General features: G+C 63.2%; 20 protein-coding genes, 1 tRNA gene and 1 riboswitch. Of the genes, 13 read left to right on the forward strand and 8 right to left on the reverse strand.

Annotated elements, in window-relative coordinates; genetic code table 11:
- Nucleotides 1-301 precede the first annotated feature (301 nt).
- Nucleotides 302-4126 (reverse strand): peptidoglycan-binding protein, encoded by a 3825-nt coding sequence (locus V7S54_RS03145; RefSeq protein ID WP_065372328.1) that lies wholly within the window; start codon nucleotides 4124-4126, stop codon nucleotides 302-304.
- A gap of 485 nt (nucleotides 4127-4611) precedes the next feature.
- Here V7S54_RS03145 and V7S54_RS03150 point away from each other — a divergent pair, with 485 nt between their 5' ends.
- From V7S54_RS03150 to V7S54_RS03165, 4 genes are all read left to right on the forward strand, one after another.
- On the forward strand, nucleotides 4612-6408 hold the full coding sequence (locus V7S54_RS03150; RefSeq protein ID WP_065372327.1) for an acyl-CoA dehydrogenase C-terminal domain-containing protein: 1797 nt from the start codon (nucleotides 4612-4614) through the stop codon (nucleotides 6406-6408).
- Nucleotides 6409-6473: 65 nt separating this feature from the next.
- Nucleotides 6474-7682 carry an acetyl-CoA C-acetyltransferase gene (locus V7S54_RS03155; protein WP_057248123.1) on the forward strand — a complete coding sequence of 403 codons (1209 nt, stop codon included), beginning with the start codon at nucleotides 6474-6476 and terminating at the stop codon, nucleotides 7680-7682.
- A gap of 11 nt (nucleotides 7683-7693) precedes the next feature.
- Nucleotides 7694-8095, forward strand: coding sequence for a YbaY family lipoprotein (locus V7S54_RS03160; protein ID WP_176707508.1), 402 nt, complete (start codon nucleotides 7694-7696; stop codon nucleotides 8093-8095).
- A gap of 11 nt (nucleotides 8096-8106) precedes the next feature.
- Entirely contained in the window at nucleotides 8107-10323 is a 2217-nt protein-coding gene (locus V7S54_RS03165) for an FAD-dependent oxidoreductase (RefSeq protein ID WP_065372325.1), read from the forward strand.
- A 97-nt stretch (nucleotides 10324-10420) separates the two neighbouring features.
- On the opposite strand, the gene V7S54_RS03170 is transcribed toward V7S54_RS03165, so the two are convergent.
- Nucleotides 10421-11323, reverse strand: a complete 903-nt coding sequence (locus V7S54_RS03170; RefSeq protein ID WP_065372324.1) for a cobaltochelatase CobT-related protein — start codon at nucleotides 11321-11323, stop codon at nucleotides 10421-10423.
- Nucleotides 11324-11628: 305 nt separating this feature from the next.
- On the opposite strand from V7S54_RS03170, the gene V7S54_RS03175 reads away from it, so the two are divergent.
- Together V7S54_RS03175 and V7S54_RS03180 are read left to right on the forward strand one after the other, a co-directional pair.
- Nucleotides 11629-12048, forward strand: a complete 420-nt coding sequence (locus V7S54_RS03175) for a GNAT family N-acetyltransferase (protein WP_065372323.1) — start codon at nucleotides 11629-11631, stop codon at nucleotides 12046-12048.
- An 81-nt stretch (nucleotides 12049-12129) separates the two neighbouring features.
- Nucleotides 12130-12963, forward strand: coding sequence for a methyltransferase domain-containing protein (locus V7S54_RS03180; protein ID WP_065372322.1), 834 nt, complete (start codon nucleotides 12130-12132; stop codon nucleotides 12961-12963).
- 38 nt (nucleotides 12964-13001) lie between these two features.
- Here the strand turns inward: V7S54_RS03180 and V7S54_RS03185 are convergent, their stop codons facing one another.
- A complete protein-coding gene (locus tag V7S54_RS03185) occupies nucleotides 13002-13886 on the reverse strand; it encodes a DMT family transporter (RefSeq protein ID WP_336408043.1) in 885 nt (294 codons plus the stop codon).
- A gap of 221 nt (nucleotides 13887-14107) precedes the next feature.
- Between V7S54_RS03185 and V7S54_RS03190 the strand changes: the two genes are divergently transcribed.
- Nucleotides 14108-14689 (forward strand): LysE family translocator, encoded by a 582-nt coding sequence (locus V7S54_RS03190; RefSeq protein WP_065372320.1) that lies wholly within the window; start codon nucleotides 14108-14110, stop codon nucleotides 14687-14689.
- Between the two features lie 66 nt (nucleotides 14690-14755).
- Here V7S54_RS03190 and V7S54_RS03195 read toward each other — a convergent pair whose 3' ends face one another.
- Nucleotides 14756-15229, reverse strand: coding sequence for an SRPBCC family protein (locus tag V7S54_RS03195; protein WP_065372319.1), 474 nt, complete (start codon nucleotides 15227-15229; stop codon nucleotides 14756-14758).
- Nucleotides 15230-15366: 137 nt separating this feature from the next.
- Here V7S54_RS03195 and V7S54_RS03200 point away from each other — a divergent pair, with 137 nt between their 5' ends.
- On the forward strand, nucleotides 15367-15876 hold the full coding sequence (locus V7S54_RS03200; protein ID WP_065372318.1) for a winged helix-turn-helix transcriptional regulator: 510 nt from the start codon (nucleotides 15367-15369) through the stop codon (nucleotides 15874-15876).
- 75 nt (nucleotides 15877-15951) lie between these two features.
- Here V7S54_RS03200 and V7S54_RS03205 read toward each other — a convergent pair whose 3' ends face one another.
- Nucleotides 15952-17040: a calcium:proton antiporter gene (locus tag V7S54_RS03205; protein ID WP_065372317.1), complete on the reverse strand. Its 1089-nt coding sequence runs from the start codon at nucleotides 17038-17040 to the stop codon at nucleotides 15952-15954.
- A gap of 181 nt (nucleotides 17041-17221) precedes the next feature.
- Here V7S54_RS03205 and V7S54_RS03210 point away from each other — a divergent pair, with 181 nt between their 5' ends.
- The 3 genes from V7S54_RS03210 (at nucleotide 17222) to V7S54_RS03220 (ending at nucleotide 19302) form a co-directional block, all read left to right on the forward strand.
- Nucleotides 17222-17872: a S24 family peptidase gene (locus V7S54_RS03210; protein WP_065372316.1), complete on the forward strand. Its 651-nt coding sequence runs from the start codon at nucleotides 17222-17224 to the stop codon at nucleotides 17870-17872.
- Nucleotides 17873-17885: 13 nt separating this feature from the next.
- Nucleotides 17886-18740 (forward strand): thermonuclease family protein, encoded by an 855-nt coding sequence (locus tag V7S54_RS03215; RefSeq protein WP_065372315.1) that lies wholly within the window; start codon nucleotides 17886-17888, stop codon nucleotides 18738-18740.
- A 151-nt stretch (nucleotides 18741-18891) separates the two neighbouring features.
- Nucleotides 18892-19302, forward strand: a complete 411-nt coding sequence (locus V7S54_RS03220; protein WP_058323602.1) for a tellurite resistance TerB family protein — start codon at nucleotides 18892-18894, stop codon at nucleotides 19300-19302.
- 143 nt (nucleotides 19303-19445) lie between these two features.
- Here the strand turns inward: V7S54_RS03220 and V7S54_RS03225 are convergent, their stop codons facing one another.
- The 3 genes from V7S54_RS03225 to V7S54_RS03235 form a co-directional block, all read right to left on the reverse strand.
- Complete coding sequence (locus V7S54_RS03225; RefSeq protein ID WP_336408044.1) at nucleotides 19446-20279, reverse strand: transporter substrate-binding domain-containing protein; 834 nt, start codon at nucleotides 20277-20279, stop codon at nucleotides 19446-19448.
- 141 nt (nucleotides 20280-20420) lie between these two features.
- Nucleotides 20421-20495, reverse strand: a tRNA-Gly gene (locus V7S54_RS03230).
- Between the two features lie 81 nt (nucleotides 20496-20576).
- Nucleotides 20577-21674, reverse strand: coding sequence for a 2'-deoxycytidine 5'-triphosphate deaminase (locus V7S54_RS03235; protein WP_065372313.1), 1098 nt, complete (start codon nucleotides 21672-21674; stop codon nucleotides 20577-20579).
- Between the two features lie 74 nt (nucleotides 21675-21748).
- Nucleotides 21749-21827: riboswitch (SAM riboswitch) on the forward strand.
- 44 nt (nucleotides 21828-21871) lie between these two features.
- Between V7S54_RS03235 and V7S54_RS03240 the strand changes: the two genes are divergently transcribed.
- Together V7S54_RS03240 and apaG are read left to right on the forward strand one after the other, a co-directional pair.
- The gene (locus V7S54_RS03240; RefSeq protein WP_065372456.1) at nucleotides 21872-23056 is read left to right on the forward strand and encodes an O-succinylhomoserine sulfhydrylase; all 1185 of its coding nucleotides are present in this window, start codon (nucleotides 21872-21874) and stop codon (nucleotides 23054-23056) included.
- Between the two features lie 238 nt (nucleotides 23057-23294).
- On the forward strand, nucleotides 23295-23687 hold the full coding sequence (gene apaG / locus V7S54_RS03245) for a Co2+/Mg2+ efflux protein ApaG (protein WP_057248107.1): 393 nt from the start codon (nucleotides 23295-23297) through the stop codon (nucleotides 23685-23687).
- Nucleotides 23688-23740: the final 53 nt, after the last annotated feature.

Here is a 23740-nt window from a genome sequence, read left to right on the forward strand (position 1 = left end):
AAACCGGTTAGTGTGGCAAGCAATTCACCACGAATGAGGGATTATTCGAAAGGCCGGCACCTCTCTCGAGGGCGAGGCGGCTTTCGTCATGCACTCCTGCAGCGTTGCGCTTCCGCCAGGACGTGCCAAGGTCACAGCCGGACCTTGATTGCTGCATCAGTTCTTCCCTAGCCTGATTCCGATTAAGGAATTATGCAGCAGGCCCGACATTTCAACCTTTTCAGCCACATGGCAGACGGCTTCGCCACCCGCAACCCGTGTCGCCCGGCTCTGCGGCTTTATTACGGCGCAAGCCCAAGGGTCAGGAATTGCGCTTCAGCAATTCCTTGACCAGCTGCTCGGTGATTTCGCCCGTCGGCTCCTGGCCGACCGACTTCTGGAAGGCCTTGATGGCAGCCACGGTCTTCTTGCCCATCTGGCCGTCGGGCTTGCCGGCGTCGAAGCCGTTGTTGTTCAGGATCGCCTGGATATTGCGGACCGCCTTGGTCATGTCGACGCTGGCGGTCTTGTTGGCCGGGCCGACCCAGGCGTCCGGAACGTCGACCGTGTTCGCCTTGGCGTCGACCGGCTGCACCTTCCAGGCATCGGCTTTCGCCTTGGCGCTTTCGAGCTGCTCAGGCTTCATCGCCTTGGCAACTTCGTCACGCTTGGCGGCGGCATCCATGTCGCCTTCGCGGGCGGCCGCCGAGAACCACTTGTAGGATTCGGTCAAGTCCTGCGGCACGCCGTTGCCACGCGCATAGAGGACGGCGAGGTTGAACTGGCTATCGCGGATGCCTAGTTCGGCAGCCTTCGCGAACCACTTCGTTGCCTCGGCAAAGTCAGGCGAACCATCGCGGCCGCTCGCCAGCATCACCGCGAGGTTGTGCATGGCGCTGGCGTTGCCCTGGCCGGCGGCGGCGAGATAGAGCGCCTTCGCCTTGGAGGCGTCACGCGCTACGCCCATGCCTTTTTCATACATGCTCGCGAGGCGATACTGCGCCGGAACGACGCCGGCGTCGGCGGCGCGCTGATACCACTTGGCGGCTTCCGCCATGTTTTCAGGAACGCTGCGGCCTTCGCTAAAGCGGGCGCCGATTTCGTAGAAGGCAAGCGGGTCGCCGCCCTTGGCGGCGGTGACCAGCGCCGCCGGGCCGAAACCTTCCGGCAGCACGATCTCACTCGGTGCGGCCACCGGCGCCAGCGCGGTCGTTGCCGCGCCCTCGGCCGCAGAACTGATAAGGGCCGCACCACTGGCGGGTGCGTTGCCAGCGGGGGTCGCCTGGAACTCGGAAGCCGCCGAAGCGGCTTTCGTTTCTGCGACCGGCGCGAGCATCGGTGCCTTCTCTTCGGCCGGTGTCGCAATGGTGGTCGTCGGCACGGCCGTCGCCGGTACCGAGATCGAAGCTTCGGATACCCTCGCCGGGGCTTCAACGGAATCGACAGGTGCTGCGACAGCGGTTTCGGATGCCGTGACCGGCGTTTCAGCCGGGGCCACGGCCGCGGTCTGCGGCAGAAGGTCGTCGACGATCTTGTTTTCGCGCGATTCCGGCACCGCCTGCTGCTCGATGATCGCGGCCGGCTCCACCGGTGCGGTCTCTTGCTTCTTCAGCATATTGCTGACCAGCGGATAGGACATGATCGCCAGCAGGACCGCGCCGACGGCCATCAGGATGGGTCGGCGGTGACGGGCAAAAGCGCCGCCGATGCCAGAGGTCTTTCCGCTTTGACCGACCTTGTTCAGGGTGTCGGCCTCTTCAACGGCGAGCTGGGCGGCACGGCGGGCGGCAGCGATGAAGTCCGACTTGTCGCCATCGGCAGGCTGAATGCCCGCCTTGTTCATCTGCCCGGCGCGCACGCGTTCCAGGATCTTCTTGACATCGGGAACGCCGGAACCCGGCTCCAGCAGCTGGTTGGCTTCCTCGGGCGCAAGCATTTCGGAGGGATCGATCGACGGGGTCGGCTCGACGAGCTGTCGGGACTGCTCCTGCTCGTGCACCGGCTCGGACCGCTTGCCGGAGAAGCGCCGGGTCAGGCCGGCAAGCAGGCCGGTGCGGGCTGCAGCGGCCGGTTCGCGCACATCTTCGACTTCAACGGTCGAGACCTGCTGGTCATCGGCAAAGGCCGTTGTAGGCTCGGCCGTTTGGGCGACCACAGCCTGATCTTCGGCCTGCAGCGCACGGACGTTGCGCTGCAGGTCCTCGTAGCGGTCGTCGAGATCGTTGCCGCCGAAGGGATCGTTGAATTCCGACTGTGCGGCCGTCTGCATCTGCGCGGGTTCGCGCAGCACCGGCGTTTCAGCCCGTGCCGACATTGCCGGCTCGCGATTTTCGATGCGCTCCAGCTTGTCGGCGATATGCACGAGGGTCTCGTGCAATGCCTCGAAGGTGCGCGCTGTGCGCTCCTCGCTGGAGCGGCTGAGGTCCTCGAGCGTGCGAAGGTCTTCGGCAAGCGCCGAGATTGCGGCCAGATCTCCGCCGGAACTCCGCGTAGAGCCGTTCTTGGCATAGGCTTCCATCACCGCTTCGGCCGCCTGGCGAGCGGCCTCGACGATGTATTCGTCGCTGGTCGAGAGGTAGTCCTCGAGCGCGCTCATGCGGTTTTCGAAATCGACGGGCACCGCGCTCGCAGCGACGTCCGCGCGCGGCTGGCTGACCAGCGTCGACAGATTGGCGATCTGCGCTTCGAGGTTCTGCAGGGCGACACGATCATCGAACGGTGCAGCGTGGGTCTCTTCCAGACGCTGCGCGATGCCGACCAGGCGATCTTCCAGCCGGTCGAAACGCGGGTCGGAGGCGGGCTGAGCGCCATGGGCGTCGAGTTCGTCGATCCGGCGTGCCAGATAGTCGAGCCGCTCGGCCAGTGCGTCGTTGACGCTGCCCTGGTCCAGGGCCTCGATCTTGCGCGAAATATCCGACAGATAATCGTTGAGATCCGACTGCGCGGTCCTGTTGCTGCGCTCCATCAGCAGCGAAAGCTGGTCGAGACGCTCTTCGAGACGGGCGGCCGCCTTTTCGCCGGCGAGATCTTCGACCCGGGCGGTCAAAGCTTCCAGGCGGGCGCTGAGGCCGGAATCGTTCGGGCGCGACAGGCTATCCATCTGACGGGAGAGGTCGCCAAGCCGGCTTTCCAGCCGGTTGACGAAGCCACCGTCGAGGCCGGTCGCCGTGCGGCTGCTGGCAGCGATGGCGCGGCTGATTTCATCGAGCCGGTTGTCGAGATCCGCAAACTGCGAAACGAGACGGCGGTCGTCAGGCTGGATCTGGCGGCCCAGCATTTCGATGGCCTGGGCGACGGCGATCAGCTTGTCCTCAAGCGCGTCCACGGCCGAGCTGCCCTTCAGCGAGCCGATCTGCGACTTGATCTCGTCCAGGCGATAGGCGAGCGCCACCAGCTCGTCGTCACGGTTCTGATCAAACGCGATCAGCCTGTCCTCGACGCCGGTCCAGCGGCTTTCCATGCGGCGCATGCTGTCTTCGCGTGCAAGGCCGTCGATCATCGCACGCAGTTCGTCGAAGTCGCCGCGTAGCGCATCGGCCTGGGCGGGCGAGGCCTGGCGGCCGAGCTGCTGGATGCTGTCGGCAAGGCGCTGCATGTCACCGCGCACGTCTTCGGCGAAGCTGTGATCCTGCGCCTGGGCCTTGATGCCGCGAATTTCGGAACGCAGCGAAATCATCTCGCGTGTCAGCCCGTCGGTGATGTCGCGCTTCAGGTCCTGGCGCAGACCGACCAGCGCCTCGGCGATATCGTTGACGGCCAAAGACGGGCGCTGCGGCTGGCTGTGCAGCGGTTGCAGGCGGGGCTCTTCGGTAAAACGGTCAGAGGCCGGACGTTCGGAAACATAGCGTTCCGGCTCGCGCTGGGGCAGCCGGTCGCGAAGCGGCGGGCGCTCGCGCGAAGCGCTGAGGCTGCGCTGGCGCTGCATGATTTCGGAGACGGCGTCACGGGGCGTTGCGGGTTCTCTGGCTGGTTCGCGGGCCGGAAGACGTTCGGGCGGTCTTGGCGCCACGTCGCGGGCAGCGCCGTTCATCAGGCCTTCGATCCGCGCCTCAAGTCCTTCGATGGTGCGGTTCAAAGCGTCGAGCGACGGCCGCTCGCTATAGGACTGGCTGCCTGCGCGCTGAGGATTTGATCGCGATCCATTCATGGTGTTCTTCGCCCCTGTCGTCGGCCATCTCGAAAGTCGTCACGGAAGAAAACAGCTTTCCTCACCCCTGTGGCGCTTCCGACGTGGGCAAAACTACAACGATGCGACGCCAGGACAGGTTGCAGCTTTGACCATCTCAACACGCACCTTTCATGAAACGTGGTAAATAAGCCGTTAATCTACCCAGGATTTTTTAACGATTTGGCAGGATCGTACCGTGAGCGCGGGTTGCCGGCCCCCCTTTCGGCTCCCCGGTGCCGCGACGAAACTTCGCAACCCGCAATTTTTGACGTTTACGCAAACGTCAAAATTTTGTAGCATCCGGCCAACGATGCGAGACCGCCCTGGAGCATGCCGCCTTCCTGTGGAATCACTGGAAGGGAAAGATGCTCTAGAATCAAAGAGGATGGCGGCGCATCCGGCATCCTGCAACCGGGCGTCGACGACGAGGTACGGCGCCCGAAGCACCAAAAGGCGAGGAAAGCATGCCCATCTACAAGGCCCCGGTCGACGATACCCTCTTCATCCTGAACGACGTGCTCGGCATCGAGCGCTACAACAACCTGCCCGGTTTCGCGGACGCGACGCCTGACATGATCGAGGCGATCGTCGGCGAGGCAGCCAAGCTTGCCGAGGAGGCCCTGTTCCCGGTCAATCTCTCCGGCGATCAGGAAGGCTGCAAGCGCCGCGACGACGGTTCGGTCAGCGTGCCGAAGGGCTTCAAGGAAGCCTTCGACCTCTACCGCGAAGGCGGCTGGCTCGGCCTCGCCGTGCCTGAGGAATTCGGCGGCCAGGGCCTGCCCTATACGCTGCACACCGCCGTCGGCGAGTACATGTCGTCCGCCAACATGGCGTTGACCATGTATCCCGGCCTCACCCAGGGCGCGATCGCGGCAATCCTCGTTCACGGTACGGACGAACAGAAGCAGGCCTATCTGCCGAAGATGGTTGCCGGCACCTGGACCGGCACGATGAACCTGACCGAGCCCCATTGCGGCACCGACCTCGGCCTGCTGCGCACCAAGGCGGTCCCAGCTGGCAACGGCTCCTACAAGATCTCCGGCCAGAAGATCTTCATCTCCGCCGGCGAACACGACATGTCGGATAACATCATCCATCTGGTGCTCGCCCGCATCGAGGGCGCACCGGAAGGCGTGAAGGGCATCTCGCTGTTCATCGTGCCGAAGTTCAAGCTCAATGCCGACGGCGAGCCGGGCGAACGCAACGGCGTTTCCTGCGGCGCGATCGAACACAAGATGGGCATCCACGGCAACTCCACCTGCGTCATGAACTATGACGAGGCCGAGGGCTACCTCATCGGCACGGAGAACAAGGGCCTCAACGCCATGTTCGTGATGATGAACGAGGCGCGCCTCGGCGTCGGCCTGCAGGGCCTGTCGATCGCCGAAATCGCCTACCAGAACGCCGCCAACTATGCCCGCGACCGCATCCAGGGCCGCTCGCTTTCCGGTCCGAAGGCGCCGGACAAGAAGGCCGACCCGATCATCGTGCATCCGGATGTGCGCCGAACGCTGATGACGATCCGCGCCTTCAACGAGGCCGGCCGCGCGTTCACGCTCTGGACCGCGCTGAAATCTGATATCGCCCACCGCTCCGACAATGACGCCGACCGCCAGACGGCCGATGACATTCTCGGCCTGATGACCCCGATCCTGAAGGGCGTGCTGACCGACAAGGGCTTCGACCACGCCGTCATGGCGCAGCAGATGTTCGGCGGCCACGGCTACATCGAAGAACACGGCATGAGCCAGTATGTCCGCGATGCCCGTATCGCAATGATCTACGAAGGCGCCAACGGCATCCAGGCGCTCGACCTCGTCGGCCGCAAGCTGGGCTTGAACGGCGGCCGCGCCGTTATGGCGCTGTTCAAGGAAATCGGCGATTTCTGCGAGGAAAACCGCAGCAACGAGAAGCTCTCCGCCTATACCAAGGCGCTGAAGAAGGGTCTCAACGACCTGCAGGCCGCGACCATGTGGTTCATGCAGAACGCCATGGCCAAGCCCGACAATGCCGGCGCCGGCTCGACCGACTACATGCACCTCTTCGGCCTCGTCGTGCTTGGTTACATGTGGGCAAAAATTGCCAAGACCGCTGAGGAAAAACTTGCCTCTGGCGAAACGGCGCGCGCAGACTATCTGAAGAACAAGCTGATCACCGCGACCTTCTTCATGGAAAGGATCCTGCCGGAAACGGCGCTGCGCAAGGCCCGCATCGAGACCGGCGCCGACACGCTGATGGCGCTCGACGCGGCCGCCTTCTGAGCCGTTCGATTTCAAACTGTTTTGACGGGCAGCACCTGATGGTGCTGCCGAAAGGGAGATGAGACATGACGAAAGTCTTCGTTTATGACCACGTGCGCACGCCGCGCGGCCGTGGCAAGAAGGACGGATCGCTGCACGAAGTGCCGTCCGTTCGCCTCGCCGCCAAGATGCTGGAGGCGGTGCGTGACCGCAACGACCTCGACACCTCGACCGTCGACGACATCATCATGGGCTGCGTCGATCCGGTGATGGACGCCGGTGCGGTGATCCCGAAGGCGGCCGCCTTCGAAGCGGGCTATTCCACCCGCGCGCCGGGCATGCAGATCTCGCGCTTCTGCGCCTCCGGTCTCGACGCCATCAACTTCGGCGCGGCCAAGATCGCCCAGGGTGCAGACGACATCGTGATTGCCGGCGGCGTCGAGAGCATGTCGCGAGTCGGTCTCGGCATGTCCGGCGGCTCCTGGTTCATGGACCCCTCGGTCAACCTGCCGGCCTTCTTCATGCCGCAGGGTGTTTCTGCCGACCTGATCGCCACGAAATACGGTTTCAGCCGCGATGACGTCGATGCCTATGCCGTGGAAAGCCAGAAGCGCGCGGCGCATTCCTGGGAGAAGGGCTATTTCAAGAAGTCGGTCGTGCCGGTCAAGGACGGGAACGGTCTGACCATCCTCGACCGTGACGAGCACATGCGTCCCGGCACCGACATGCAGGCGCTCGCCTCGCTCAACCCGTCGTTCCAGATGCCGGGCGAGATGGGCGGCTTCGAAGCCGTCGGCATCCAGGCGCATCCGGAGATCGAGAAGATCAACTACGTGCACCATGCCGGCAACTCGTCGGGCATCGTCGACGGCGCCGCAGCCGTGCTGCTCGGCTCCAAGGCCGGCGGCGAGAGCATGGGCCTGAAGCCGCGCGCCCGCATCCGCGCCTTCGCCAATATCGGTTCCGATCCGGCGCTGATGCTGACGGGCCCGGTCGACGTCACCGAAAAGCTCCTGAAGCGCGCCGACATGAAGCTGTCGGATATCGACCTCTTCGAGCTCAACGAAGCCTTCGCCGCCGTCGTGCTGCGCTACATGCAGGCCTTCGACATCCCGCACGACAAGATCAACGTCAACGGCGGCGCGATCGCCATGGGCCATCCGCTCGGAGCCACCGGCGCGATGATCCTCGGCACCGTGCTCGACGAGCTGGAGCGCCGCGATCTCAACACCGCGCTCGTGACACTCTGCATCGGCGCCGGCATGGGCACGGCCACGATCATCGAAAGGGTCTGACGATGGACGTGATGCGCCGCTCTCTTCTCGCGCTGATGGGCCTGGGGCTGCTTGCAGCCGCCGGCTGCGTCTCCGACGAGGAAGGCGGCGACAGCTTCACGCTCACCGGTGCGATCACCAATGTCGCCAGCGGCCCGGTTCCGGCCGGCACGGTCACGATCAGGCTCGAAGAGCAAGGCGTGATGGACGTCGCTGCCAAGCTGATCGCGGAAACGTCCGTCGTCAGCGATGGCAAGGCCACCCGCGTGCCCTTCGTGCTGCAGGTGCCGAAGCCTGAACTCAATAAGGCCACCGATGCGGGCTTCACCGTCCGCGTTGAGCGCGACGGCCGGCTGATCGCCACCAATACCAGTAAACAACGTTACAGCGGCGGATCGAACATCTCGCTGCGCATCGAACCCATTCTCTACTGAGGGGGAGAACCATGACGCAATACACCAATTTCAAGATCGAGACCGACGCCGACGGCATCGCACTCGTCACCTGGGACATGCCTGAGAAGTCGATGAACGTCTTCACCCAGGAGGTGATGGAGGAACTGAACGCCATCGTCGACGCAACGACAGCGGACGCAGCCGTCGAGGGCGTCGTCTTTACCTCCGGAAAGTCGACTTTCTCCGGCGGCGCCGACCTCTCGATGATCAAGTCGATGTTCACCTTCCAGCAGGAAGAAAAGAAGAAGGATCCGGATAACGCCGCCCAGAAGCTTTTCGACCTCGTCGGCCGCATGACGGGCCTGTTCCGCAAGCTCGAAACCTCGGGCAAGCCGTGGGTGTCGGCAATCAACGGCACCTGCATGGGCGGCGCTTTCGAGCTTTCGCTCGCCTGCCACGGCCGTGTCGCGTCGAATTCCAAGTCGGTCAAGATCGCCCTGCCGGAAGTCAAGGTCGGCATCTTCCCGGGCGCCGGCGGCACCCAGCGCGTGCCGCGCCTGACCAATGCGCAGGACGCGCTGCAGATGATGACCACCGGCTCGTCGCTGACGGCGGCCCGCGCCAAGGCGCTTGGCCTCGTGCATGAAGTCGTCGATGCGGACAAGCTGGTCGACGCCGCCAAGGCGATGATCAAGAACGGGCTGAAGCCGGTGCAGCCCTGGGACGAAAAGGGCTACAAGGTACCGGGCGGCGGCATCTGGACGCCGGCCTCGGCCCAGCTGTGGCCCGCCGCTTCCGGCATCCTGCGCCGCGAGACCTACGGCAACTATCCGGGCGCCGTTGCCATCCTGAAATGCGTCTACGAAGGCCTGCAGGTGCCGTTCGACACCGCGCTCAAGATCGAGCAGCGCTACTTCACCGAGATCCTTCAGACGACCGAAGCCTTCTCGATGATCCGCTCGCTGTTCGTCTCGATGCAGGAGCTCGGCAAGGGCGCCCGCCGCCCCGCCGGTGTGACGAAGTCGGAGTTCAAGCATGTGGGCGTCGTCGGGGCCGGCTTCATGGGCGCCTCGATCGCCTATGTGACGGCTGCCGCCGGCATTGCCGTCACGCTGATCGACCGCGACATGGAAGCGGCCGAAAAGGGCAAGGCCCACTCGGAAGGCCTGGTCAAGGATTCGGTCGGCAAGGGCCGCCTGACCAAGGAAGAAGGCGAAGCGCTGCTCGCCCGCATCACGCCTTCGGCCGATTACAACGACCTGAAGGAAGTCGGCCTTGTGGTCGAAGCCGTCTTTGAAGACCGCCAGGTCAAGAAGGACGTAATCGAGAAGGTCGAAGCGGTGATCGGCGAAGACACGATCTTTGCCTCCAACACCTCGACACTGCCGATCACTGGCCTTGCCAAGAACTCCAAGCGCCCCGGCCAGTTCATCGGCATCCACTTCTTCTCGCCGGTCGAGAAGATGATGCTGACCGAAGTGATCCTCGGCAAGGAGAGCGGCGACAAGGCACTCGCCACAGCGCTCGACTATGTCGCCGCGATCAAGAAGACGCCGATCGTCGTCAACGACACCCGCGGCTTCTATGTCAACCGCTGCGTCTTCCGCTACATCCACGAAGCCTATGACATGTTGATCGAAGGCGTGCCGCCGGCGATGATCGAGAATGCCGCCAAGATGGCCGGCATGCCGGTTGGACCGCTGTCGCTCAACGACGAAGTGGCGATCGACCTCAGCCAGAAGATCCTCAAGGCCACCGTCGCCGATCTCGGCGAAAAGGCCGTCGATCCCAAGCACATGGCGCTGATCAACAAGATGGTCGACGACCTCGACCGTCGCGGCCGCAAGAACGGCAAGGGCTTCTACGAGTATCCGGCGAAGCCCGCCAAGAAGTATCTGTGGCCGGAGCTGAAGACGCTCTACCCGCAGAAGAACGCCGACAAGATCGACGTCGAAGTGCTGAAGCAGCGCTTCCTGGCGACGATCGCGCTTGAAGCCGCCCGTACCATGGAAGAGGGCATCGTCACCGATCCGCGCGAAGCGGACGTCGGCTCGATCCTCGGCTTCGGCTTTGCCCCCTACACCGGCGGCACGCTCTCCTACATCGACGGCATGGGCGTAAAGGCCTTCGTCAAGATGTGCGACAAGCTTGCCAAGGACTACGGCAGCCACTTCAAGCCGACGGCACTGCTGAAGGAAATGGCCGAGCGCGGCGAGACCTTCTACGGCCGCTTCGACCCCTACGGCGAGAAGAAACAGGCGGCGTAAAACGCGCCATCGTTCAATCGGAAGGGCCTGCAAAGGCCCTTCTTTTTTCCCGGCGGTCGCCATTTTCTGCCCGGGCTATATGGCGGCATCCCACGCGCTAGTGCGACCTTTCAGAAGCCGCCGAGTTGCGCGGCTCTGCAGAGGACAAGAGCATTTCGCTGAGGAGATCGATGAGACCTTCGCCGACATCGCTCGGCCCCAAGACAGAACGCGATCGCATGTAGTGTTTGGATACGTCGTGGCCGATTCCGATGGCTGCCAGGGAAATGTCGGGGTCCGTTTCGAGCGCAGCCACCACCTTGTGAAGATGGCGTTCGAGATACCCTGGATCGTTGGCCAGCAACGTCGAGTCGTCGGCCGGAACTCCATCGGACACGATCAACAGGAACTTGGTGCCGTGCCTGCTCGCGCGCAAGCGATCCGCCGCCCATTGCAAGGCCTCACCATCAACATTCTCCTTGGGCAAGTCCGGCCGAAGCATTGGCTTGAAGCTGCGATGGCCAGGCGTGCCGGAATTTCGCTTCGACGCATCCAGATAGACGATGTGCAACAAATCGCAGAGACGGCCCGGGCGCTCGGGTCTGAGAAGCGCCTGCCAGTACTTTCGAGCTTCACCACCCTGCCAGGTCGACGTCGTAAATCCGAGTATCTCGACGGTGCAACCAAGACCGCGAAGGAATTGCTCACCTACTTCGATAGCTGCGGCTGCCATCAACATGGGCTGCCCCCGCATAGAACCCGATTGATCCACCAAGATCGTGACGGCCAAGTCGTTTCGTACATCGTCGGAGACCGCTGCGCGAACAGCCTCCGCGGATGACAATGCGCGGAGATGCCAGCGCATTCGCCATTCCTCCAGCCCGGTTTGAAAGATAGTCCACGCCGTTTCATGCGACTGATCCACCTGTGCCGGCAGCCGTCCAAGTACATCGGACAAATGCTCCGCATGGACTATCCGATCAAACTTTCGCGTGAAAACACGATAATCATCGGACTTCATATGTCTCTTCCGCTTGGAAAAGCGTGCGAACAGGTGGTTCCAAAATCTCATACGAGTTTGTTTCGTTCCCGGAAGTCACAAGACCTGATTGAGGCAACGAGACATATTGCCGATAGCCCACCCATGCAACCACTCCGATTGCTCGAGATGGTCAATCGCCTGATGGTGATTGCGGAACCGCTGGAGTGGATCGCCAACGGGCTGACGCCCCTGCGCGAGTTGAATCCTTCCACAAGCAGCCATCAACCTGTTACGGTTGAGATGCTAGACCGGTCGCGATCAAAGCTTCGGACCGTGACGGCGCCATGAACAAAGCCACTCTCCGCCTCGCCATCGCCGGCGACGAACCCTATCTGCACTGGCTGGAAGAGGCCTGCATGCGCGACTATGCCATCGCGCTCTGGGGCAGCTGGCGGCCTCGCCCTGCGGACGCGCTGATCCTCGACGAACATCGCATCATCGTTGCGGAAGAAGAAGATGTCGGCTGCGTTTCGGTGACACGGCGCGACGACCATGTCTGGGTCAACAAGCTCTATGTGGCCCCTATCCATCAGAAACGCGGCTACGGCGCGATCACGCTCAGGCAGGTGCTCGGCGAAGCAAGGGCGGTTGGCCTGCCCCTGCGCCTCAGCGTGTTGACCACCAACCCCGCTGTCGCGTTCTACCGGCGCGAAGGTCTTGTTATCTACGAGGAAACGGCAGAGCGCCGCTACATGACTTCGTAGGTACGCTGAGCCACCCACGCGCCCCGGTTGACGGCTGCCTTCACCGGGCGCATCCTCGCCGGGATCAGAGGGGGACGCGCCATGAGCGAGCCTGATCTCTATCTGCTTGGGCGTGCCGGGCCTGAGGAAGAACGCCTGAAGCGACAGATTGCCAATCTCGCCCCCGATTCCGACCAGCAGCTCGAAAGGGTCGGCATCCAGCCGGGGGAGCACGTCATCGATCTCGGCTGCGGCCCCGGCGGCGTGCTGCACCTGCTTGGCAAACGGGTCGGGCCCACGGGCTCCGTGCTCGGTATCGAACGCGACCCGCACTTCGTCGAACTTGCGCGCCGTTTCGTCGCCAGCCACGCCTTGCCTCAGGTGGAGGTGCGGGAAGGCGACGCCTATGCGACGGGCCTGCCGCGCCGCTCCTTCGACGGTGCCCATATGCGGCTGGTGCTCGTCAACGTGCCGCGGCCGGAGCTCATCGTGCTCGAAATGGTGTCGCTGGTAAAACCCGGCGGCTGGATCGCGAGCTTCGAGGCCGATTTCCTGGCGCATGTCTGCGACCCGCCGCTTGCCGCCTGGGACCGGCTGCTTGCCGCCTATATCGCCTATTCGGCGGCCAGAGGCATCGACCTCCATATCGGCCGCCGCCTGCATCGGCTGTTCCGGGAAGCGGGTGTCGAGGCGATTTCCGTCGACGCCGTCGCACATGTCTACCCGCCTGGCCACGACCGCCGGCCGATCTTTAAGGATTTCATCAACAATGTCCGAGACGGTCTTGTCGCCGAGGGTTTCATCGACAAGGCCCAACTGGACGACGATCTCGCCGCACTCGACCGCCACCTGGCCGACCCGAACGTGCTTGTCACGTCCCATCTGTTCTTCCGGCTGACCGGCCGCGTGCCTGAAGCCCTCGTCATCAAGGCCTGAAGCGGCGTTCCATCGGGGCCGTACCGCTTCGATATCCTCTAAGCGGCGGCACCGGCCCGTCGGTGCGCCAGGCGTTCGCCGACGATGATCAGCAGGCCGGCCGCGAAGATCAGGCCGGCGCCTGCAAAGACATTCATGGCCGGCACGTCGCCCCAGATCAGGAAACCGAGGCCGAAGGCCCAGACGAGCGAGGTGTATTCGAACGGCGCGATCACCGAGATCGGCGCCCGACGCATGCCCTCGAACAGCGCGTACTGGGCGATGCCGGCAATCACGCCGGTGCCTGCCATCAGTGCGACGTCGAAGAGCGCCGGCGGCGTCCAGAAGAAGCCGACCGCAAGTCCGGTCATCGCGATGAAGAAGACGTTGGAGATGGTCATCTGCACCAAGGTCGTTTCCTGAAGCGCGGTCTTGCGCAGCATGACGGTGCCGATCGCCCAGAAGACGGCGGCGGTAAGTGCCAGGAACACCGGCAGCGACAGCTTCATCCCGGTGCCGAGCGGGTCACAGGCGATGAGCACGCCGACGAAGCCGATGAAGACGGCGAACCAGCGGATCGGCGGCACGTCTTCCTTCAGGATCGGCACGGCAAGCAGCGTCACGATGATCGGCGCTGCATAGTAGAGCGTCGTCATCTCCGCGAGGCCGAGATCGCGCGCCGCATTGAAATAGGAAAGCCAGGCGGCGAGCAGCAGCAGGTTGCGCACGAAGTGCGGCCTGATCACCGGGGACGCGATGGCGCTGCGCACGAGCTTGCCGCGGCCGATGACGAGGCAAAGCACGAGGATGGTGATGCTGCGGGTAAACAGGATCTGCCAGACCGAATAGCCGACGACGAGCCATTTGACCGACGCATCCTGCAACGAGAACAGGAAATAGGAAAACGTCGTCATGACGATGCCTGACAATACGGTCTTGTTCATGGGAGGGCCTCGATCGCGCCGGCGGGAGAGAAGCGGCAGCGTCCCGTCTGATAGCGCGGCGGCGACACACGCGGAAGAGGCATTCCTGCGGCCCCCTGTGGCGATTTCTTGCGGGTAGCTTCCGGTACGATCGGGCACCGCGCTTGATGGAGATCAAGAACGGGCGCTTGCGCGGCTGCTAGAAGGCGGCGATAACGGCCACGAAACTCAGGTCCAACGACATGCAGCCGCTCGCCTTCGCCCTCGCCGCCCTGATCCTGCTCGCAACGCCGGGGCCGACAAACACGCTGCTCTGGCTGTCCGGCGCCTCTGCCGGTTTCCGCCGTTCGCTGCCGTTGCTCACCGGCGAGCTCGGCGGTTATCTCGCCGTCATCATCCCGGCCGTAGCACTACTCGCGCCATTCCTTGCCGCCCATCCGCAGCTCGGTCTTGCGCTCAGGCTCGTCGCCGCCTGCTGGGTTCTCTACCTCGCCTATGCGCTCTGGACCACCGATGCCGAGCGCAGCGAAGGTGTCGTCATCTCCATCCGTCAGGTCTTCGTCACGACGCTGCTCAATCCGAAGGCGCTGATCGTCGCCCTGGTGCTTTTGCCGCAGACTGGACTGGCCGCCGTCTGGCCCTGGATCGCCGGCTTCTCGCTGCTCGTCGTCGCCGCCGGGTCGACTTGGATCGGCGCCGGGGCCATGCTGGTGCAGATGTCGAAGGGCATGTCGGCATCGCATCTGCCGCGCCGGATTGCCGCCGTCTGCCTCACGCTCTTTTCGATGGGAATTGCCGGCAGCGCCATCGCTGCCATGCATTGAGAAATCCCCGGGGACCGGCAACGGCCCTCGGGGATTCAATGATCTTGCGGGGAAGGTCGCTGCGCGTCAGGCCGCAACAGCCGTCTCGCCGAGCTCCTTGGCCAGCGCCCCGATCAACTCCTCCCAGCCTTCCCGCCGGTATTCGAGCTTGTCCAGCCCATCGAGAAAGGCCACCTGCTCGGTGAAGACGATGCGCGAGCCTTTGTCGTCGGGCCGGATATCGACCGTCGCGATGGAGGCCGAAATCCGCTTGTCGTTCTGCGTCATCGTATAGGCGGAGATGATGCGGCGGTTCTCGACGATGTCGAGATAGACGGTATCGTTGATGTAGATCGTCTCGCCATCCTGGCTGAAGCGCCCGACCTCGCGGCCGCCGACGCGGAAATCATGGCTGTATTCGGCGATAGGCCAGCCATCGGCCTTGACGAACCAGCGCTCCTTCGCGGCCGGCTGAGAGAAAGCCTTGAACACCTGTTCCGGCGTCGCCTTGAAGCTGCGCTCGATGGTGAAGCTCGCATGTTCCACGGATCTGTCAGTCATGTTCCTCGTCTCCTCTAAGGCCTGAAAACCGCTGGCTCTTGCCTAACTGGTTTCGTTTAAAAACTGCTATAATTTTGAAAGCAGTTGCACGATAGCTTTACTGATGCGATAATGCAAGCGGTTTTAAAGAGGTGCCAATGAAGGACGATATTCGCTCGGGTTGCCCGATCAATCTTTCGCTCGAAGTGTTCGGCGACAAATGGAGCCTGCTGATCATTCGCGACATGATCTTCGGCGGTAAACGGCACTTCAGGGAATTGCTGCGATCCCAGGAGGGCATCTCCTCGAACATCCTGGCGGACCGGCTGAAGATGCTGGTCGAGCAGGGCATGCTGACCAAGGCCGACGACCCCACGCACAAGCAGAAAGCGATCTACAGTCTCACGGAGATGACGATCGCGCTGGTGCCGATCATGGCGCAGCTCGGCGCCTGGGGACGGCGCTATCTGCCGGTCAGCGAAGAGCTCAGCATCCGCGCCGAATTGATGGAAAACGGCGGACCGGAACTCTGGGACCGCTTCATGGACGAGCTGCGACGCGACCACCTTGGCACACCGCTCGACGGCCCGCCGCGGGTTCGCGCGACATTGCAGGCTGCTTATGAAGAGGTCGTCGCCCGCAACCGCGCGACACGGGCAACCGGCTGACCGCCAAGCCTGCCTATTGTACCGCGTGCCCTGTGAGACGCGCAAGGCGACATCAGTCTTGTCAGTAGCACCGGGTCAGAGCCCGATCACCGACAGCATGATGAAGGTGGCGAACAGCACGAAATGGGTCATGCCCTCGATGGCGTTGGTCTGGCCGTCGTTGAGATTGATCGCGGCCACGATCAAAGTGACCGCCACCATCACCGTCTGCACCGGCGACATCGCCATCAGGAAGGGCTGGCCGGTATAGAGCGCGATCGCCTCCATGACCGGCACGGTGAGGATAACCGTCGACAGCGAGGCGCCGAGCGCGATGTTGACGACGGCCTGCATGCGGTTGGCGAGTGCCGCCCGCATGGCGGTCATGATCTCCGGCGAGGCGGAAATCGCGGCAACCACGATAGCGGTGACCGCCGGCGGGGCACCGCTCCCCTTCAGGCCTGAGGTCAGCAGCGACGACATCACTTCTGCCAGCACGCCGATCAACACGATGCCGAGGATCAGGATCACGATCGACGGCAGCACCGGCTGGTCCGGCCCGCCCTGTATCGCGCTCCCCTCGCCCTTCGCCTTTGGGTAGCTGTAGCTGAAGAAATAGCTGTGCACCCCCACCTGCATGCGCAGGAACAGGGCATAGAGGGTGACCATCGCGCCGATGGTGAAGGCCGAGTAGAGATGCCATTTCGCCGCCGGCACGAACTCCGGAACGACCATCGAGATGCCCATCGCGGTCAGGATCATGACGCTGTAGGTGCGGGCGGAATCGTCGTTATACGGCTGCTCTCCATGTTTCAGGCCACCGAGCAGTGCAGCCAGTCCCAGGATGCCGTTGATATCGAGCATGACGGCCGCATAGATCGTGTCGCGCACAAGCGTCGGCGAGGTCTCGCTGGTCATCATGATCGCCAGCACGACGACCTCGACAAGGACTGCCGAGAGCGTCAGGATCATCGTGCCATAGGGATCGCCGACCTTGGACGCCAGCACCTCGGCATGGTGCGACACGCGCAGCGAGGCGAGCACGATCGCCACCACGAGACCGGCGGCACTGAGAAGCGTTGCCAGGCGCCCCATTTCGAGAAGCTGATGCTCCAGCGCGATCCCGGCAATCGCGGCAGCGAGGGCAACGAACAGCAGACGCTCCGATCTCATGCGCGCCAACAAACGTTCCCTCCGGTGAAAGCCTGCCTTGCCCGTCAAGCGAACTATAGGGCCCGTCGCCTTCAAAGCAAATGACGGAGAAAGGACTATTTTCCTTCGGATTCTTTACCGGTACCCTGCGTTTCGATAGTGTGGTGTCGAACAAACCCAGCAAGTGGCCGCCTGTTCGGCCCGGACCTTTCGCATGTTGTCTCACGGCACGATCTGGCACGCCATCGATGCATTGGCCGAGCGCAATCAGCTCTCGCCTTCGGGTCTCGCCCGCCGCGCCGGGCTCGACCCCACCTCCTTCAACAAGTCCAAGCGCCACTCTGCTGACGGGCGGGAACGCTGGCCTTCGACGGAATCGATCGCCAAGGTGCTCGAGGCGACCGGCGCTACCATGGACCAGTTCACCAGCCTGCTGAACCCGAATGACACTCAGGCCACCCCGGCGACTGCAAGCGCCGCGATCCCGCTGATCGGTTTCGCCCAGGCGGGTGCCGGCGGCTTCTTCGACGACGGCGGTTTTCCCGCCGGCCAGGGGTGGGACGTGATCGACTTCCCAACAGCGGTGGAACGCCGGGCCGGCATCTACGCGCTCGAGGTCCAGGGCGACAGCATGCTGCCGCTGTACCGCGACGGCGACACCCTGATCGTCGATCCGGGGGCGCAGGTTCGGCGCGGCGACCGCGTCGTGGTCAAGACGCGCGAAGGCGAGTTCATGGCGAAGGTCCTGACACGCCAGACGCCGCGCACGATCGAACTCCTTTCCCTCAACCCGGAGCACCCGAACCGGAGCTTCGAGATCAGCCAGATCGAATGGATCGCCCGGATCATCTGGGCCAGCCAATAGGACGTTCTTCCTGATGCGGCAGCATTTATACTCCCTTGCCGGCGGCATCGCCGCGATCGCGCTTTTCACCGGCATCCTCTATGCGGGTGCAGCCGCCATTCGCGACCGCGAGAGTGCCGCCACGCCGGACCTCGTTCTCGAAACTCCCGACATGACGGAAATCGAGCCGGCGCCGGATGACGCCGAAACGGGCGATAACGTACCGCTCGACTTGGGAACGCCGACCGACGGCACCGCACAGCCCGGTGCGGCGACGACCGGCGATCAACCGCAGTCGTCCACGACGGAGAAAGCCGCACGCGCCATCGAGCCGGAGCAGTTCGGTCTGCCCGACACCGTCACCAGCGCGCCGCTCGAACGCGCGGAGCCGCGTGCACCGCTGGCAGAGCCGGAGAAGCAGGCGAAGGCGACCGCCGGGCCGACCATCCTCTATCGCCCTGTGGCGATCGCCGCCGGTGTGATCCAGTTCGACAAGCTCACGCTGCAGATCGATGGCATCGAGCCCGAGCAGGCGGAGAGAACCTGCGAAACCGGGGGGAAGAGTTGGCCCTGCGGCATCGTCGCACGGACGGCCTTCAGAAACTTCCTGCGCGCACGTGCGGTCAGCTGCGACATGCCCCAGGGAAGCGCCGGCGCATCGGCCACCGCTTCCTGCTCGCTCGGCGGGCAGGACCTCGCAACCTGGCTCGTCGACAACGGCTGGGCGACGCCGGTAGCCGGCTCGCCGCTCAAGAAGCGGGCCGACGCCGCGCGCCAGGCCAAGATCGGCTTCTATGGCGAAGATCCGCGCGACCTCAGTCACACGCCGATGACGTTTGACGACCCGACGCTCGGCACCGGGATGGACGAGCCGCAGCCGGACTTGTAAACAGCCGCGGCAATTCCCAGCTCTCAACCGTCCAGATCATCTCATTGTATCGTAGAGACAGTGAGATGATCCAACTCCTTGAACCTTTGCAATTCCGGATGAAAAACCGCTTCACGCTGGTCCCGGAATTGCGCTACCGCCGGAAAGACCCATGCTGCCAAGCCTCAGCCACCACGAAGCGCTCATCTATGTCATGGTGATGATGTCGGCGGTCGACCGCGAGATGAGCGACGACGAATTCACCCGCATCGGCCGGCTGGTGCAGTTCCTGCCCGTCTTCGAGGGGTTCGACGAGGACCAGCTCGTCCATATCGGCCACGAATGCTCCGCCCAGCTCGCGGCTCCCGAGGGGCTGGACATCGCGCTGGAAATCGTGCGCGAGGCGCTTCCGGAAAAGTTCCACGAGACGGCCTATGCACTTGCCGTCGAGATCGCCGCTGCGGACCAGCGCATCCGCAATGAAGAGATCCGGCTGTTGCAATTGCTGCGCGATCGCCTCGGTCTCGACAAGCTCACCTGCGCCGCCATCGAACGAGGGGCGCTAGCCCGCTTCCGCCGATAGCTCATCATTTCCCGGCGTTCACGCCAAGCTCTCTACAGCGCCGCGCGTCTTATAGGACGCGCAAAGGTCGCTGTAGCACTTTGAATTGCTGCATGTTTTTGTCCTTAAATCGGCTACGATTAAAGGAAACATGCAGTGGGCGCTCAATAGATGCCGTTCGGGAAGTAGCGCAGATAGATTTCCTCGAGCCGGCCGCTGCGCGACAGTGCCAGCAGCGCGTGGTCGATTGCCTGGGTCAGCGCCGGTTCGGATTTGCGGTTCATGATCGTCAGGCCTTCACCGAGAAAGCGCTGCGAGAAATAGGCACCATCGACGAGTGTGCAGCAGCCCCCGGCAGTCGTGCCTGAGATCCAGAAGGAAAGCTGCAAACCGTCGGAAAAGACCGCCGGCACCTCACCCTTCTGCAGCGCCGTGAGCATGGCATCGCGATCCGGGAAAACCTTGGCCTCGATACTCGGGAAGAACGCCTTGAACATGGCCTCATGCGTGGTGCCCGCCACGACACCGACCGTTTTTTTCCTGAGGTCCTTCGGACCCGTCACGGCGCCGGCCGCCTTGGCGTTGATGGCTAAGCGGGCCGGAAGCCGCATGAAGGCGCGCGAGAAGGCGAAGCGCTGGCGCAGTTCCGGGCCGACGGCGACGCCGGCGGCAACCACTTCGCCCTGCCCCTGCTCCAGCGCCGGCAGCAGTTCCGCATAGGTTACCGCCTGGATCTGGCATTTGGCTTCGATGTCGAGCTCGCGGCAGATCTCGCGCACGAGATCGACGTGAAAACCGGAGAGCTTGCCTGACTGGTCGATGAAATTGAACGGCGGAAAGTCCACGGTCGTCAGAAAGCGCAGGCGCGCAAGGCCCGTAAGATCGGGCTTGGCGATGCGTTCGCGCGCATCGAACAGAATGGGCAGGTCCCTGGGCTGGGCCGCAAGCGGCGTTGCGATCAGGGACGCGCAGAGAGCGAACAGGGAAAGAAATCTCATGGGCAGCGGACCGGCACGTCTCATGTGTCAGGGGCGGCGCTTGGAACCGCGGGATGATTCATCGAGCGGCAAAGTAACCGTCCGCAAGGCAACTGACCATAGGTCTCGCTCGAACGGGGCAAAAGAGGCTTCAGGAAGAATTGGAGCGGGTGATCGGGATCGAACCGACGACATCAAGCTTGGGAAGCTGGCGTTCTACCACTGAACTACACCCGCAATGCCCCCGAAATTTCCCGAACCGGCACGATCTGTCAAGGACCCTTGCGCGGTATGGCACGAGGTTCCCGTGCAAAATCCCTACTCGGCGCGGAAATGCTTCGAAAGCTTCAGGCCCTGGGCCTGGTAGTTGGAGCCGACGCCGAGGCCGTAGAGACCGTCAGGACGCTCCAGCATGTGTTCATAGATCAGGCGGCCGACGATCTGCCCGTGTTCGAGGATGAACGGCACCTCGTGGCTGCGCACCTCGAGCACCGCGCGGCTACCGCTGCCACCGGCAGAGGCATGGCCGAAGCCCGGATCGAAGAAGCCGGCATAGTGCACGCGGAACTCACCGACCAGCGGATCGAACGGCGTCATCTCGGCCGCATAAAGCGGCGGCACATGCACCGCTTCGCGCGAGACGAGGATGTAGAACTCGTCTGGATCGAGGATCAGCTCGTCGCGTCCACGGCTGTAGAGCGGCTCCCAGAAATCGAAGATCTTGTGCTGCGCCTTCTTGTCGACATCGATGACCGCGGTGTGGTGTTTGCCTCGGTAGCCGATCAGACCCTCTGGACCGGTGCCCTTGAGGTCGATCGACAGCGCGATGCCGCCACCGCTGACATTCGGCCGCTCACTCGCCACCAGCACGTCGCTTTCATGCAGCGCCAGCAGCTCCTGTTCGGAGAGCAGCGACTGGCCCATGCGGAAGCGGATCTGCGACAGGCGCGAACCGCGACGCACAACGATCGGGAAGGTGCGCGGGCTGATTTCGAGATAGAGCGGACCACTATAGCCGGCCGGGATCTTGTCGAACTCCTGGGCGCGGTCGGTGATGACGCGGGTGAAGATGTCGAGGCGGCCGGTCGAGCTTTTCGGATTGGCTGATGCCGACATGCCCGCAGGCAGCGCCAGGCTCTCCATCAACGGCACAATGTAGACGCAGCCGGTTTCAAGCACGGCGCCATCGGTAAGATCAACCACGTGCAGCTTCAGCCGGTCAAGCTTGTCGGCGACGAGGTGGGACGGGCCGGGCATGAAGCTCGCGCGGACGCGGAAGGCCTTGGCGCCAAGGCGCAGATCGAGGCTTGCCGGCTGGATCTGATCGCCATCCAGCGGCCTCTCGCTCTTCAGGCGCCCCGTTTCGAACAGCGCGGCGATCGCGCGGTCGGCCAAAATCCCAGTGTCGCGGCCCATTGCAGTCCTCTTTTCAGTTGCGAGACAAAACCAAACTCCGGGAATTGACGCAAGCGCACCCTAGCAGTATTGAAGCTTTATCCCGTGGTGATTTGGCCGGTCGGCTTGCAGCCACGTTAAACAAGTAGCTAAAAAGGCCGGGTGTCAAACCGGCCCGTTTTGCGGCCGGTTTTTTTGTTTTTGAAGGTGATCGTCACATGAGCAAAAACTGGCGCCCGGCAACACAACTCGTCCACGGCGGAACCACCCGCTCCCAGCACGGCGAGACTTCCGAGGCGATCTTCCTCACCCAGGGCTTCGTCTACGAGACATCCGAGGCGGCAGAAGCGCGTTTCAAGGGCGAGACTGAAGGCTTCATCTATGCCCGCTACGGCAGCCCGACCAATGACATGTTCGAAAAGCGCATGTGCATGCTGGAAGGCGCCGAAGACGCGCGCGCCACGGCTTCGGGCATGGCCGCCGTTTCCGCTGCGATCCTCTGCCAATTGAAGGCTGGCGACCACATCGTCGCCGCCCGCGCCCTCTTCGGTTCCTGCCGCTGGGTGGTCGAGACGCTGGCGCCGAAATACGGCATCGAGTGCACGCTGGTCGATGGCCGCGATCTTAAGAACTGGGAAAAGGCGATCCAGAAGAACACCAAGGTCTTCTTCCTCGAAAGCCCGACCAACCCGACGCTCGAAGTCATCGACATCGCCGGTGTGGCCAAGCTCGCCAACCAGATCGGCGCCAAGGTCGTCGTCGACAACGTCTTTGCGACGCCGCTCTTCCAGAAGCCGCTGGAACTCGGCGCCCACATCGTCGTCTATTCCGCCACCAAGCATATCGACGGCCAGGGCCGCTGCCTCGGCGGCGTCGTGCTTGCCGACAAGGAATGGATCAACGAGAACCTGCACGACTACTTCCGTCATACCGGCCCGGCCATGTCGCCGTTCAATGCCTGGACGCTGTTGAAGGGCATCGAAACCCTGCCGCTGCGCGTGCGCCAGCAGACGGAAACCGCACGCCGCGTCGCCGATTTCCTGGCTGAGCAGCCGCAGGTGGCGAAGGTCATTTATCCCGGCCGCAAGGATCACCCGCAGGCCGACATCATCGCCAAGCAGATGACCGGCGGCTCCACCCTCGTCGCGTTTGAACTGAAGGGCGGCAAGGATGCGGCCTTCGCTCTGCAGAATGCGCTCGAGATCGTGCGCATCTCCAACAATCTCGGCGACAGCAAGAGCCTGATCACCCATCCGGCAACGACCACGCACAAGAACCTGACCGACGAGGCCCGCGAAGAGCTGGGCATTTCCGCCGGCACGGTGCGTTTCTCGGCCGGCATCGAAGACAGCGAGGATGTCGTCGAGGATTTCGCCCGCGCGCTGAAGGCCGTCAAAGCCTGAGGCAACGAAAAGATACGGCCGCCACGACAGACGGCGGCCGTCGATCCCCCGTGGCGCTCATGCAGCGGGCGCCCCGCCATCCAATATGCCTTCACCAGCGGGATCGAGCGGCTTCGAACAGCCGATCCGGATACCCGCAAGCCATTGCCCCAGAATGGGTATGCACAATCTTGCCGTTATTCTTGACGAAACCATCTTGCTGTAGAATACCCTGAAAGACTGAAGCAAGGTGTTGCCCATGTATCGCGCTTTGACCCGCGACATAGAAGTTACGGTGGAGCCGTACTATCTCGAAGAGCAGTCGGACCCCGATGACGGCCGCTATGTCTGGGGCTATCGCATTGTCATCTCAAACCATTCGGACGCAGCCGTCCGGTTGATGACCCGCTACTGGCATATCACCGATGAAAATGGGCAGGTCGACGAGGTCAGCGGTCCCGGCGTGATCGGCGAACAGCCGCTGCTCAACCCCGGCGACACCTATGAGTATTCGTCCGGCTGCCCGCTGGATACGCCGTCGGGCGTGATGTTCGGCCATTACAGTATGGAAGCGGAAGGCGGAGAGACCTTCAACGTGGCCATCCCCGCCTTCTCGCTCGATTCACCCGGGCTCGTGCGTACCCTGAACTAGATCATTTCATTGTTTCATCGAAACACTGAAGTGATCTAAGTCTTTGAAATTAC

The sequence above is a fragment of the Ensifer sp. CCNWLY38 genome (genome assembly GCF_037120565.1).
GTDB lineage: Bacteria > Pseudomonadota > Alphaproteobacteria > Rhizobiales > Rhizobiaceae > Ensifer > Ensifer adhaerens_H.

What these genes read in the sequence shown, in the direction of transcription:
- V7S54_RS03215 (WP_065372315.1), top strand. Translation starts at nt 17,886, where the DNA reads ATGCGGCAGCATTTATACTCCCTTGCCGGCGGCATCGCCGCGATCGCG.
- V7S54_RS03145 (WP_065372328.1), bottom strand. Translation starts at nt 4,126, where the DNA reads ATGAATGGATCGCGATCAAATCCTCAGCGCGCAGGCAGCCAGTCCTAT.
- V7S54_RS03225 (WP_336408044.1), bottom strand. Translation starts at nt 20,279, where the DNA reads ATGAGATTTCTTTCCCTGTTCGCTCTCTGCGCGTCCCTGATCGCAACG.
- V7S54_RS03235 (WP_065372313.1), bottom strand. Translation starts at nt 21,674, where the DNA reads ATGGGCCGCGACACTGGGATTTTGGCCGACCGCGCGATCGCCGCGCTG.
- apaG (WP_057248107.1), top strand. Translation starts at nt 23,295, where the DNA reads ATGTATCGCGCTTTGACCCGCGACATAGAAGTTACGGTGGAGCCGTAC.
- V7S54_RS03195 (WP_065372319.1), bottom strand. Translation starts at nt 15,229, where the DNA reads ATGACTGACAGATCCGTGGAACATGCGAGCTTCACCATCGAGCGCAGC.
- V7S54_RS03175 (WP_065372323.1), top strand. Translation starts at nt 11,629, where the DNA reads ATGAACAAAGCCACTCTCCGCCTCGCCATCGCCGGCGACGAACCCTAT.
- V7S54_RS03170 (WP_065372324.1), bottom strand. Translation starts at nt 11,323, where the DNA reads ATGAAGTCCGATGATTATCGTGTTTTCACGCGAAAGTTTGATCGGATA.
- V7S54_RS03200 (WP_065372318.1), top strand. Translation starts at nt 15,367, where the DNA reads ATGAAGGACGATATTCGCTCGGGTTGCCCGATCAATCTTTCGCTCGAA.
- V7S54_RS03185 (WP_336408043.1), bottom strand. Translation starts at nt 13,886, where the DNA reads ATGAACAAGACCGTATTGTCAGGCATCGTCATGACGACGTTTTCCTAT.
- V7S54_RS03210 (WP_065372316.1), top strand. Translation starts at nt 17,222, where the DNA reads ATGTTGTCTCACGGCACGATCTGGCACGCCATCGATGCATTGGCCGAG.
- V7S54_RS03180 (WP_065372322.1), top strand. Translation starts at nt 12,130, where the DNA reads ATGAGCGAGCCTGATCTCTATCTGCTTGGGCGTGCCGGGCCTGAGGAA.
- V7S54_RS03240 (WP_065372456.1), top strand. Translation starts at nt 21,872, where the DNA reads ATGAGCAAAAACTGGCGCCCGGCAACACAACTCGTCCACGGCGGAACC.
- V7S54_RS03190 (WP_065372320.1), top strand. Translation starts at nt 14,108, where the DNA reads ATGCAGCCGCTCGCCTTCGCCCTCGCCGCCCTGATCCTGCTCGCAACG.
- V7S54_RS03165 (WP_065372325.1), top strand. Translation starts at nt 8,107, where the DNA reads ATGACGCAATACACCAATTTCAAGATCGAGACCGACGCCGACGGCATC.
- V7S54_RS03155 (WP_057248123.1), top strand. Translation starts at nt 6,474, where the DNA reads ATGACGAAAGTCTTCGTTTATGACCACGTGCGCACGCCGCGCGGCCGT.
- V7S54_RS03220 (WP_058323602.1), top strand. Translation starts at nt 18,892, where the DNA reads ATGCTGCCAAGCCTCAGCCACCACGAAGCGCTCATCTATGTCATGGTG.
- V7S54_RS03150 (WP_065372327.1), top strand. Translation starts at nt 4,612, where the DNA reads ATGCCCATCTACAAGGCCCCGGTCGACGATACCCTCTTCATCCTGAAC.
- V7S54_RS03160 (WP_176707508.1), top strand. Translation starts at nt 7,694, where the DNA reads ATGCGCCGCTCTCTTCTCGCGCTGATGGGCCTGGGGCTGCTTGCAGCC.